Annotated in this window: 10 protein-coding genes and 1 pseudogene; 4 read left to right on the top strand and 7 right to left on the bottom strand. The window is 64.1% G+C overall.

Annotation, left to right across the window (positions count from 1 at the left end; translation table 11 throughout):
• Positions 1-23 precede the first annotated feature (23 nt).
• The 3 genes from U9J41_RS26115 to U9J41_RS26105 are packed head-to-tail and all read right to left on the bottom strand — an operon-like array spanning position 24 to position 2,467.
• Positions 24-398: an EamA family transporter gene (locus tag U9J41_RS26115; RefSeq protein ID WP_322405087.1), complete on the bottom strand. Its 375-nt coding sequence runs from the start codon at positions 396-398 to the stop codon at positions 24-26.
• A 9-nt stretch (positions 399-407) separates the two neighbouring features.
• Positions 408-2,075, bottom strand: a complete 1,668-nt coding sequence (locus U9J41_RS26110) for a glycosyltransferase family 39 protein (RefSeq protein WP_322405086.1) — start codon at positions 2,073-2,075, stop codon at positions 408-410.
• A complete protein-coding gene (locus tag U9J41_RS26105) occupies positions 2,072-2,467 on the bottom strand; it encodes an Mth938-like domain-containing protein (protein WP_322405085.1) in 396 nt (131 codons plus the stop codon). The genes U9J41_RS26110 and U9J41_RS26105 overlap by 4 nt, the downstream gene beginning before the upstream one ends.
• Before the next feature lie 315 nt (positions 2,468-2,782).
• Between U9J41_RS26105 and U9J41_RS26100 the strand changes: the two genes are divergently transcribed.
• Both U9J41_RS26100 and U9J41_RS26095 read left to right on the top strand, forming a co-directional pair.
• Positions 2,783-4,009 carry a pyridoxal phosphate-dependent aminotransferase gene (locus U9J41_RS26100; protein ID WP_322405084.1) on the top strand — a complete coding sequence of 409 codons (1,227 nt, stop codon included), beginning with the start codon at positions 2,783-2,785 and terminating at the stop codon, positions 4,007-4,009.
• 29 nt (positions 4,010-4,038) lie between these two features.
• Complete coding sequence (locus U9J41_RS26095; RefSeq protein WP_322405083.1) at positions 4,039-5,358, top strand: homoserine dehydrogenase; 1,320 nt, start codon at positions 4,039-4,041, stop codon at positions 5,356-5,358.
• An 86-nt stretch (positions 5,359-5,444) separates the two neighbouring features.
• On the opposite strand, the pseudogene U9J41_RS26090 reads toward U9J41_RS26095, so the two are convergent.
• Positions 5,445-6,193 (bottom strand): annotated as a pseudogene (locus U9J41_RS26090) (TraB/GumN family protein).
• A gap of 910 nt (positions 6,194-7,103) precedes the next feature.
• On the opposite strand from U9J41_RS26090, the gene U9J41_RS26085 reads away from it, so the two are divergent.
• Positions 7,104-7,394 (top strand): antibiotic biosynthesis monooxygenase family protein, encoded by a 291-nt coding sequence (locus U9J41_RS26085; RefSeq protein ID WP_322405082.1) that lies wholly within the window; start codon positions 7,104-7,106, stop codon positions 7,392-7,394.
• A 92-nt stretch (positions 7,395-7,486) separates the two neighbouring features.
• Here U9J41_RS26085 and U9J41_RS26080 read toward each other — a convergent pair whose 3' ends face one another.
• The 3 genes from U9J41_RS26080 to U9J41_RS26070 form a co-directional block, all read right to left on the bottom strand.
• The gene (locus tag U9J41_RS26080) at positions 7,487-7,714 is read right to left on the bottom strand and encodes a hypothetical protein (RefSeq protein ID WP_322405081.1); all 228 of its coding nucleotides are present in this window, start codon (positions 7,712-7,714) and stop codon (positions 7,487-7,489) included.
• 153 nt (positions 7,715-7,867) lie between these two features.
• Positions 7,868-9,151: a Glu/Leu/Phe/Val family dehydrogenase gene (locus tag U9J41_RS26075; protein WP_322405080.1), complete on the bottom strand. Its 1,284-nt coding sequence runs from the start codon at positions 9,149-9,151 to the stop codon at positions 7,868-7,870.
• Positions 9,152-9,307: 156 nt separating this feature from the next.
• Positions 9,308-10,234 (bottom strand): LysR substrate-binding domain-containing protein, encoded by a 927-nt coding sequence (locus U9J41_RS26070; RefSeq protein ID WP_322405079.1) that lies wholly within the window; start codon positions 10,232-10,234, stop codon positions 9,308-9,310.
• A gap of 308 nt (positions 10,235-10,542) precedes the next feature.
• Between U9J41_RS26070 and U9J41_RS26065 the strand changes: the two genes are divergently transcribed.
• Positions 10,543-11,829: a dicarboxylate/amino acid:cation symporter gene (locus U9J41_RS26065; protein ID WP_322405078.1), complete on the top strand. Its 1,287-nt coding sequence runs from the start codon at positions 10,543-10,545 to the stop codon at positions 11,827-11,829.
• The last annotated feature ends 3 nt before the right edge of the window (positions 11,830-11,832 follow it).

The following is an 11,832-nucleotide window of genomic DNA, read 5'->3' as shown; positions in this document are numbered from 1 at the left end:
GCAGCGCGCCGTGCGCCGCCGTATTACGTTCTTGCCAGCAATACTACGCCGATCACGATGACGCCGATCGCCACCAGGCGCTGCGGCGACACCACTTCGCCCAGGAACATCCACGCGCCGATGGCCGACACGACATAGCCCAGCGACAGCATCGGGTAGGCGATCGTCACGTCGGTACGCGACAGGCCGATGATCCACACGACGAGCGAGATGCCGTAGCAGGCCAGGCCGCCCAGGATCGGCGCCTGGGTCACGACCTTGATGAAGGTCTGGAACCAGTTGGCCATGGTGAGGTGGATGGCGCCGCCGAGGGCGTTCGTGCCCGCTTTCAGCAGCAACTGGGCACAGGCGTTCAGGAGCACGCCGGAAATGATGAAAGCAAAAGTGGTCAGGTTCATGGAAGACGATCAAAAGTTCGCGATGACGGTGCGGCGCGCGTCCGCCGCCACGATGCGCAAGGGGACGCCCTGGCGCTGCAGGTCGGCGGCGATCTCCGGACGGGTGATCGCCACGTCGTGCCGGCCGGCGGCCGCGGCGGCGCGCCATTGGGCGACGAACGCGGGAATCGTCGGGATCGCGAGTTCCGGTTGCTGTTGCAGGCCGAAGTCGAACTCGTCGCGGTAGTCGACGAGGATCACGGGACGGCCGAGATAAAAGGTCAGCGACTGTTCATAGATGCCGACCGAATAGACCTTCACGGCGGGATCGGCGGCGCCGGCCGCCTTGAGTGCGGGCAGAAGGTCGACGCCGGCGCGCACCTTGCCGATCGGTTCGAAGCCGACGAGCATCAGCTCCGTGCCGGCGAAACCGGCGACGGCCAGCACGACGACGAACAGGTCGCGCAGCATCTGGCGCGCGTACAGCATGGCGAGGCAGCCGCCGATCAGCAGCACGAGGCCGGCCGCCAGCACCCACGGCTGGTACGCCGCGTACAGCACGTCCTCGCCCGCATGCTTGGCCAGCTTGAGCATGAACGGGACGGTCACGAGCAGGGCCACGCCCAGCAGCGCCGTGAGGCCGGCCGTCACCATGCGCCCGCGGCGCGTGCCGACGTCCAGGTAGTGCGCCACCAGCAGCGCGACGCCGGGGAACACGGGCAGGATGTAGCCGGGCAGCTTGGAATTCGACTTGGTGAAGAACAGGACGATGAACGCGACCCACACGAGCAGCATCAGGCGCGGACGGAAGCGCGTCGTCTCGCCGTTGCCGCGCGCGCCGGCGACGAGGCTTTGCACCAGTACGCCCAGCCACGGGACGCTGCCGGCCGCCAGCAGGGCGAAGAACACCCACCATGCCGCCTCGCGGTGGTGTTCCTTGAGCAGGAAGCGTTCGAAATGCTCGTGGATGAAGAAGAAGTGCGGCTGCTCCGGGTTGCGCATCCCGACCAGCACGAACCACGGCGCGGCGATCGCGAAGAACAGGATCAGCCCTTTGACGAGATGCAGGCGCTTCCAGATCGCCCAGTCGCGCGCGAAGATCGTGTAGAGCACCAGCACGCCGCCCGGCAGCACGATGCCGATCAGGCCCTTGGACAGCACCGACAGCGCCATCCCGGCCCAGCACGCGAGCATCCAGTTGCGCCGTTCGCGCTCGTTCGCATCGTCGCGCTGGGCGATGAGCAGGGCGCACAGGGCCAGGGTCATCATGCCGGACAGCCCCATGTCGACCGAATCGATCTGGCTGCACGCGACCCAGTAGAACGAGGAGCCCAGCACCAGCGCGGCATAGAAGCCGACGCGCGCGCCGAACACGCGCGTGCCCGCGACGCCGGTCAGTACGACGCCGAACAGTCCGCACAGGCCCGTCCACAGGCGCGCCTGCCAGTCGCCCAGGCCGAACAGGGTGAACGACAGGGCGTTCATCCACGTCTGCAGCGGGGGCTTCTCGAAATACTTGATGCCGTTCAGGCGGGTCGTGATCCAGTCGCCGCTGGCGAACATCTCGCGCGCCATCTCGGCGTAGCGGCCTTCGTCCGGCGGCACCAGCGTGCGTGCGCCCAGCACGCACAGCAGGACGATGGCAAAGGCGATCAGCAGGGTCCAGGTGAGGGTCTTGTTGCGGTGCAGGTCGTTCATTCGGCCTTCGTGCCCTCGTGAGTGTCGATGATCAGCGCCAGCGTCACTTTGCGGCCTTCGCCCATCAGGATGTTGTAGGTGCGGCAGGCGGCGTGGCTGTCCATGCTCTCGACGCCGATGCGCAGGTCGGACAGGCTGGCGACGAGGCGCGGATGCACGAACCGCTGGCGCTCGCCGGTGCCGAGGATGACGACGTCGGGCTTGTCCGCGGCGATGGCTTCGAAATGCTCGGCCCGGAGGTCTTCGAAGCGCGTCACGGGCCACGGGCGCGGCGCCACCTCGGGCATCACCAGCACGCTGTAGTCGAAGCGCTGGGCGTTGATCTCGACGCCGGACCGGTCGTAGCCGGTGACGGTCTGGTATTTTTCGGTGCTGCTGGAATGTAGCTTCATGATGGAAAAGCCGGGAGATGACAGGCACAGGGCGCGTATTGTAACTGGTTTCCACTACGCCCCAGCAATGGTGGGTTGCTTAATCCTTGCGCTTTCGGCAGAATGAAGTTTTTCGCATTGCAACAACGGGGGCGTCGATAAACCTGCTGCGCGTTGCATTTTTGTCTGGGCCGCACAGGATCCGATGCTCGCTGTACTCATGTACAGCTGCGCTTCTCTGACAAAACTGCTGCCGCTCGCGACGGTTTCTCGAGGCCCCCGGGACGCTACCGATTCGGCCGGGCACTCCCCGGCAACTATTTCCAGGGTGATATTTTGCGACCGATTTTGAAATCCAACAAGCTCGACGACGTCTGCTACGAGATCCGGGGCCCGGCGCTGCAGATCGCGCGCCAGATGGAGGAAGACGGCCACAAGATCATCAAGCTGAACATCGGCAACCTGGCCGTGTTCGGTTTCGATCCGCCGGACGAGATCGTGCAGGACATGATCCGCAACATGCAGAGCTCGGCCGGCTACACCGATTCCAAGGGCATGTTTGCACCGCGCAAAGCGATCATGCATTACACCCAGGAAAAGAACATCCGCGGCGTCGGCATCGACGACATCTACCTGGGCAACGGCGCCTCCGAACTGATCGTGATGGGCATGCAGGGCCTGCTGAACAGCGGCGACGAAGTGCTCGTGCCGATGCCGGACTATCCGCTGTGGACGGCGGCCGTCAGCCTCGCGGGCGGCAACCCGGTGCATTATGTATGCGACGAGCAGGCCGGCTGGCTGCCGGATATCGACGACATGCGCAGGAAGATCACGCCGAACACGCGCGCGATCGTCGTCATCAACCCGAACAACCCGACCGGTGCGCTGTATTCGCGCGACGTGCTGCTGGAAATCGTCGAACTGGCGCGTCAGCACCAGCTGATCGTCTACGCCGACGAAATCTACGACAAGACCTTGTACGACGGCGAAACGCACACGTCGATCGCCTCGCTCGCCGACGACGTCCTGTTCGTCACCTTGAACGGCCTGTCGAAGAACTACCGCTCGTGCGGCTACCGCGCCGGCTGGATGGTCCTGTCCGGCGAAAAGCGCCATGCGAAGGACTATATCGAGGGCCTGAACATGCTGGCCTCGATGCGCCTGTGCGCCAACGCGCCGGGCCAGTACGCGATCCAGACGGCCCTCGGCGGCTACCAGAGCATCGCCGACCTCGTCGCGCCGGGCGGCCGCCTCACGCGCCAGCGCGACCTGGCCCACCAACTCCTGACCGATATCCCGGGCGTTACCTGCGTCAAGCCAAAAGCGGCGCTGTACATGTTCCCACGCCTCGACCCGAAGATCTACCCGATCGCCGATGACCAGCAATTTATCTGTGAGCTGTTGTCCGAGGAAAAAGTCCTGCTGGTGCAAGGCACCGGCTTCAACTGCAAGACCCCGGACCATTTCCGCGTGGTCTTCCTCCCCAATTCCGACGACCTGACGGATGCGTGCGGCCGTATCGCCCGCTTCCTCGATGGCTACCGGCGCCGCCACGCGCGCTGAGAACGACAGACAGCAGACAGTACATTCATATGAAACCCATCAAAGCAGGCTTGCTCGGCCTCGGCACCGTCGGTGCAGGCACCTACCACGTCCTCCAACGCAACCAGGAAGAAATCCGCCGCCGCGCCGGCCGCGGCATCGAAGTGGCCATGGTCGCCGTCCGCAACCTCGAACGCGCCAAGCGTATCGTGGGCGCCGAGGTGGAGGTCGTGACCGACCCGTTCGCCGTCGTCAACAATCCGGACATCGACATCGTCGTCGAACTGATCGGCGGCTACGGCCTGACGCGCGAGCTGGTGCTGAAGGCGATCGCCAACGGCAAGCACGTCGTCACCGCCAACAAGGCGCTGCTCGCGCTGCACGGCAACGAGATCTTCGAAGCGGCCCAGGCCAAGGGCGTGATGGTGGCGTTCGAAGCGGCCGTCGCCGGCGGCATCCCGATCATCAAGGCGCTGCGCGAAGGCCTGTCGGCCAACCGCATCGAATCCGTGGCCGGCATCATCAACGGCACGACGAACTTCATCCTGTCCGAGATGCGCGACAAGGGCCTGGACTTCGCCACCGTGCTCAAGCAGGCGCAGGAACTGGGCTATGCGGAAGCGGATCCGACCTTCGACATCGAAGGCGTGGACGCGGCGCACAAGCTGACCATCATGTCCGCCATCGCGTTCGGCATCCCGGTGCAGTTCGGCAGCGCCCACATCGAGGGCATCAGCCAGCTGCAGGCCGTCGACCTGCGCTACGCCGAACAACTGGGCTACCGCATCAAGCTGCTGGGCATCACCCGCCGCACGACGGTGGACGGCAAGGAAGGCATCGAACTGCGCGTGCACCCGACCCTCGTGCCGGGCGCGCGCCTGATCGCGAACGTCGAGGGCGCGATGAACGCCGTGCTCGTGCAGGCCGACGCCGTGGGCGCCACGCTGTACTACGGCAAGGGCGCAGGCGCCGAGCCGACCGCGTCCGCCGTGATCGCCGACATGATCGACGTGACCCGCCTGGCGACGGCCGACCCGTACTCGCGCGTGCCGCACCTGGCGTTCCAGCCGACCGAACTGGCCGACGTGCCGATCCTGCCGATGGAAGACATCCGCACCAGCTACTACCTGCGCGTGACCGTGCAGGACCAGCTGGGCGTGATGGCCGACCTGACCCGCATCCTGGCCGAAGCCGGCATCTCGATCGACGCCGTGCTGCAGAAGGAGCCGGGCGAGAAGGCGCGCACGGACATCGTCATCATCACGCACCAGACCCGCGAAAAATACGTCAACGCGGCGATCGCCAAGATCGAGGACCTGGCCACGACCGTGGGCAAGGTCGTGCGCATCCGCCTGGAAAGCCTGGGCTGATGGTCATGCCGGGCGCCTGCGTCCGGCCGGATACGTGACGAAGCCGCCCATCGTGCGAACGGTGGGCGGCTTCGTCGTTTTCAATTTCAATACAGCTGCTCGACCTTCAGTCCCTTTGCTCGCAACAAGGCCGGCAAGCTGTCCTTGCCGATCAAATGCATGAGTCCAACTGCCGCCATCGTATGGTTTTCACGCGTCAGCAAGCCGTCGAGTTTGTCGGCCATCGCCCGTTGCGTTCGGTCAGGAAGCGGCGCTGCACGATCTGCGACGACAGCCGCTGGTCCGTCTCATATTTGAGCGCCAGCGCGTCGAGCGTAGCGTGATCGGCCTTGGCCCAGCCGTCGGTCATGGACCGCGCGTCCTGCTGCGCTTCGCCCGAATCGAGCGAAGCAAGGGTTTCATCCAGTATCGTCCACTGGTCGGCAACGGGCAGGTGGTCGAGCAGGTCGAGTTGGCTCTCGGCCGTCTCCAGGCCGATGACCTTGATGTTCTCGCTGTGTGCCAGTTTGGCCAGGTACGCGTCGACGGCCAGGTCGGGCCGATAACCGAGCTTGGCGTATTCGACCGTTGCCAGCGTGATGATCAGCATCCACGGCTTGAACTGGGTGGCCAGCGTCGCTGGTGCGCCGAGCGCCTCCAGCCGGCGTGTCAAGCGCGGTCCGAGCGCGGGTGGCATGGCGGCGACGATGGCGGGCGTGGTGGCTGCGGCGCGCCGCATCATCGCGGCCAACTCCGCAGTCTGTACGGTCGGATCGAACTCCAGTGCCAGCGTGGAGGAAGCGGCCAGGGCCTTGGTCACGCTGTCGTCGAGCGGGAAGAATTCGGGCAATCCCATGTGGATGGTGCCGAACAGAACCATCGTATGCCCGTGGCCGCTAACCTTGAACAGCGCGCCGCGCTCGACCGCCCAGGCCGGGCCGGGCAGCAGACTGAACGCAGCAAGAAGAATGAGAATGATCCGGCGAGCCATCGGCGTTTCCTTGACTAAGAGTAAGCCGGCCGAATTTTATCCATTCATCTCCCCTGCAGCTATTTAATTTTGACATCTTTTTCGCGCGACACATTGTCGTGACAGAGCGTGATTTTTTGGCTTGGGCAACGTGCTATGCTTGGGAGTGGCTGGGTTCGGCCAGAAGCGGACCTCGAAAGCTTCTCTTGTTTAGGGCCTCTAGCAAAAATAAGAAAGCTCAAGCAATGGAACATGAATCTAGAAGTCCAGATGGCAAACATCGTGCTAAGTGGTACGGAGGCGGCGAGTTATGGATGAGTGGGCCTGAATGGGGCTTCCTTGAACTCGACGGCAGTACGCCATTTCGACTAGCATTGCCCGGGTTTAAGTGGTCCGCAGACTCTGCATACTTTGCGTTCGTATTCGTCCACGATGAGCACGTAACAACTCGACAAGGCGTTGAAGGCCTCTCGTTCAAGATTCGTATCGTTCGCCTTTGTGATGGACAAGTAAGGCATCTGACGGGCAGTCGTGATCTCACGTTGGTCTCATTGATAGAATTCGACAACCATCACCTAACCTTTACGGTCGCGGATCATAGTCACACGGCCATTCTTGGTCAACTTAACTGGACCGAACCGGAAAAAAAACGGCTAGTTGAGTATCCACCCTCTGCCAACGCAGCAGCCTAGGTCCGCTATGGTCGGAAGTTGCCGTACACCGAGCCGCCACGCACGGCCGCTCAGGGCACCTGGCCTTTTGGCATCACAAGCCTTTACTTTTGAAAGCATCACTGATGATCCTGGAAGTCGCCCCACTGCAAGTGCGTGCTGGCCAAGAAGCCGGCTTCGAAGCCGCATTCAAACAGGCGCAGGCCACCATTTCTTCAATGCCGGGCTATGTCTCGCATGAACTGCAGCGTTGCGTCGAGCGATCAACTGAATACATTTTGCTTGTTCGATGGGAGTCGCTGGAGGCGCATGAGGTCGGGTTTCGCCAGTCCGCCGGGTATCAAGAGTGGAAAAAACTGCTGCATCATTTTTACGAACCCTTGTCCGTGGTCTCACACTACGCCCAGGTGGAATGAATCCCCGGCACCGCCGCCCACTGACGAGGTACGGTAAATCGTTGGAAAGACACGGCTGATCCCACGGCCCACCGACGTCTTTTACAAGCGCGTCATGGTGCGTTGGGCCACCGCCTGGCCAGCGGCAGCGGCGGCAGATAGGCCGCGCCGAGGAAGCCGTCGGCGAATTTATCCACATAGCGGACGGGCACCGTGGCGCACGCTTGCAGGGGAACGGTGGTGAGCGCCAGCACGCGGCGCTCGATCTGGTCGAACAGCGCGTCGGGGGAGGGGTGTCGGTCGTTTTCATCCGGGCATTCTGTCTGTGCTGCGGCGCACAAGAATGGTGTCCGGATGCGGATTTGTGCTCGCTCAACGACGACGGAATTTTCTGCAACGCATGCTTATCTGCGCGCAATGTGCAGCAAAAAACCCCTTTTTTGAAGTCGCGTGGCGTCGTACCGTCGGACACGCCACGCGATCCGCACGCGGTTTTACGGATACAAGCCACGCACTTCGCGCGCCTGCAGGATGCGCGTGCACGCAACGATGAACGTCGCGGTGCGCAGCGAGACGCTCTTTTCCTGCGCGACCGCCCACACGGCGCCGAAGGCACTTTGCATGATGCGGGTCAGGCGCGCGTTGATCTCGTCCTCGGTCCAGAAGAAGCTCGAGAAGTCCTGCACCCATTCGAAGTACGACACCGTGACGCCGCCCGCGTTGGCCAGCACGTCCGGCACGACCAGCACGTCCTTGTCCGTCAGGATGTCGTCGGCTTCCGGCGTCGTCGGGCCGTTCGCGCCTTCCAGGATGATCTTCGTGCGCAGGCGCTGCGCGACGTCCGCCGTGATCTGCCGTTCCAGCGCGGCCGGGATCAGGATGTCCGATTCGATGTCCCAGAAGGCCTCGCGCGCCAGCGTCGCGTCGGCGCCGGGGAAGCCCATGACGCCACCCGCTTCGGCCACGTGCTGATGCAACCTCGCGACGTCGAGGCCACCCTCGCACACGATCGTGCCGGTGTGATCCTGCACGGCGACGATCTTCGCGCCGGCGTCGGCGAAGATCGCGGCCGCGGTGCCGCCGACGTTGCCGAAGCCCTGGATCGCGACGCGCGCCCCGGCGACGGCGACACCGCGCCGCTGCGCGGCTTCGCAGCCGACCACGAACACGCCGCGGCCCGTCGCTTCGCGCCGTCCCAGCGAGCCGCCGAGCGAGATCGGCTTGCCCGTCACGACGCCGGTCGACAGGTTCCCTTCGATCATGGCATACGAATCCATCATCCAGGCCATGACCTGCTCGTTGGTGTTCACGTCAGGCGCAGGGATGTCCTTCGTCGGGCCGATCAGCATGCTGATTTCGCTCGTGTAGCGGCGCGTGAGGCGCTGCAGTTCGCCTTTCGACAGCGTGGCGGGATCGACGCGGATGCCGCCCTTGGCCCCGCCGTACGGCACGTTGACGGCCGCGTTCTTGACCGACATCCATGCGGACAGCGCCATGACTTCCGACAGCGTCACGTCCTGGTGAAAACGGACGCCGCCCTTGCCCGGGCCGCGCGACAGATTGTGCTGCACCCGATAGCCCTCGTAGTGGGCGATGGTGCCGTCGTCGCGTTCGATCGGGACGTCCACGGTGAGGATGCGCTTCGGACGTTTCAGCGTCTCGACCCAGCGCGACAGGCTGCCCAGGTGCGGCGTGACGCGTTCGACCTGTTGCAGGTACTGGCCCCATGGGCCAAGGTCGTGGGGGTTCAGGTAGGAGGGGAGGGAATCGTGGGTCATGCAATGGCTCCGGTTGGCGAGTGTCTAGGTTCGAGGCTGTGCGCATGCTGAGCTGCGCGGCCAACGAATCATAGAATCCGGCGCCGGATCATTGCCAATGCTGCTTGCGCATGCGGTCATGCGCAAAATGCATCACGGCATCACGGCATCACGGCATCACGAAACCGATCGGTGCGCGGCGAGGAAGTCCCACAACGCCGCGACGAGCGGCTTGCCGGGGCGTGCGGCGGACGGGCGTTCGCGATACAGCCGGATCTCCATCTCGATTTCCCACGCGCCGGCGTCGCTGGCACGCGCCAGCTGCCTTTGTTCGACCTCGCGGACGACTGCCGATTCGGGCAGGAACGCGACACCGTGGCCGTCCAGCGCCATCATCTTCAAGCCTTCCGCCATGTCGGTCTCGTAGCGCTTTTCGAAGCAGGGCTCGGTGGCCGCGTCGGCGAGGATCAGGTCCACCATCCGCCCGAGATAGGCGTTCGCGGTGTACGAGAGGAACGGCAACGGCGCGCCCTTGCGGCCGGGCAGGCGGTATTCCGGTTCGCCGTCCTGGGCGCAGCGGGCATACGCGCACAGGGCTTCGCGCCCCATCATCAACATGTCGTAGCGGCCGGGATCGAGCTGCACCGGCTGGCGCGGATGGTGGTAGCACAGCAGCAGGTCGCAGCCGCCTTCCACCAGCTGCAGCACGGCGTCATGGACGTTGAGGGCGATGAGGCGGCTGGTGATCGATGCGAAGTCGCGTTCCAGCGCGTTCAGCCACTTCGGGATGAACGTGAGCGACAGCGTGTGGGGCACGGCCAGGTCGATCGTCCTTTCGGCGGCGGCGCGGTTGTGGCGCAGCAGGTCGCGGACCCCGTTGATCTGGCCCAGCATCTCCAGCGCCTGTTCGTAGAACACCATGCCGGCCGGGGTGACGCGGGTGGGAAACGTCGTCCGGTCGATCAGGTCCGTGCCGAGCCAGTTTTCCAGCGAGCGGATGCGGCGCGAGAAGGCCGGCTGCGTCACGTGCCGCAGCTGGGCCGAGCGGCTGAAGTTCTTGGTCTCGACCAGTGAAATGAAGTCTTCCAGCCATTTTGTTTCCATGCCGAATCTCGCGGTTGCATCGTCGCGGCATTGTAACGCGCATTCCTTGCCGGCATCCCCGCTGAATCTCTGGGCCCGGCGCCTTTCCAATTTTCCATACGACGCCCATGCGGACGGTCTGGATTCCTGGACGGCGGATGCGGCCGTCATTGCATTTCCATAAAGAAACTCCTTTGGAATCAAACGCTTGCCGGACGAATTCCCCGGCGATTTCTCTGGCATGCGTATTGCTGATGTGCGTACACCCGGTTCCCGCCGGGTCACGACAACACGCGGCGTCATTCAGCGCCGCGATCTTGGAGATTAAAGTGAAAAAGACGCGTCCCTTGACCCTGACCATCCTGATCGCGATGGTACTGGGTGCCGCAGTCGGCTACGGTTGCCACGAAACCATCGCCGACAAGCAGCTCAGTGCCGACATCGCGGCACATATTTCCATCGTCACCGATGTGTTCCTGCGGCTGATCAAGATGATCATCTCGCTGCTCGTATTCTCGACCTTGACGGTCGGCATCGCCCACATGGGCGACGGCCGCGCCGCCGGCCGCATCGGCATGAAGGCCATGGCCTGGTTCGTGATCGCCTCGCTCACCTCGCTGAGCCTGGGCATGCTGTTGTCCAACCTGCTGCAGCTGGGCGCGCACCTCAACCTGCCGCTGCCGCCGGTCGATGCCGCCACCGGCCTGAAGACCGCCGCCTTCACGCTCAAGGACTTCGTCGCCCACATGGTGCCGAAGTCGCCGATCGAGGCCATGGCCAACAACGAGATCCTGCAGGTGCTGGTGTTTGCCCTGTTCTTCGGCGGCGCGCTGGGGGCGCTGGGCGAGGCCGCCGCCGGCCTCACGCTTGTCATCGACCAGCTGGCGCAAGTCATGTTGCGCATCACCGGCGTCATCATGAACCTGGCGCCGCTCGCGGTGTTCGCGGCGATGGCGTCGATCATCACCACCAGCGGCCTGGGCATCCTGCTCACGTTCGCGAAGTTCATGGGCGCCTTCTACCTCGGCCTCGTGTGCCTGTGGCTGCTGCTGGTCCTGGGCGGCTACCTGTTCATCGGCAAGCGCGTGCTGCGCCTGCTGGCGCTGATCCGCGAACCGTTCCTGCTGGCCTTCTCGACCGCCAGTTCGGAAGCGGCCTATCCCAAGCTGCTGCTGGCGCTGGACCAGTTCGGCGTACAGCGCAAGATTTCCAGCTTCGTGCTGCCGATGGGGTATTCCTTCAACCTCGACGGCTCGATGATGTACTGCACCTTCGCCGTGCTGTTCATCACCCAGGCCTACGGCATCGACCTGTCGCTGGGCACGCAGATCACCATGCTGCTGTTGCTGATGCTGACGTCCAAGGGCATGGCCGGCGTGCCGCGCGCGTCGCTGGTGGTGATCGCCGCCACCCTCAACCAGTTCCACATCCCCGAAGCCGGCCTCCTGCTGCTGATGGGCATCGACCAGTTCCTCGACATGGGACGTTCGGCCACCAACGCGGTCGGCAACGCCATCGCCACGGCCGTCGTCGCCAACTGGGAAGGCGCGCTGGAAGAGTCGCCCGAGCAGGTCGCGCCGCAGCCCGTCCCGGTTATCGGCGCGCGCGCCGGCTGACCG

The sequence above is a fragment of the Massilia luteola genome, from assembly GCF_034420155.1.
GTDB lineage: Bacteria > Pseudomonadota > Gammaproteobacteria > Burkholderiales > Burkholderiaceae_D > Telluria > Telluria luteola.
This window is presented reverse-complemented; position numbering and strand designations above follow the sequence as displayed.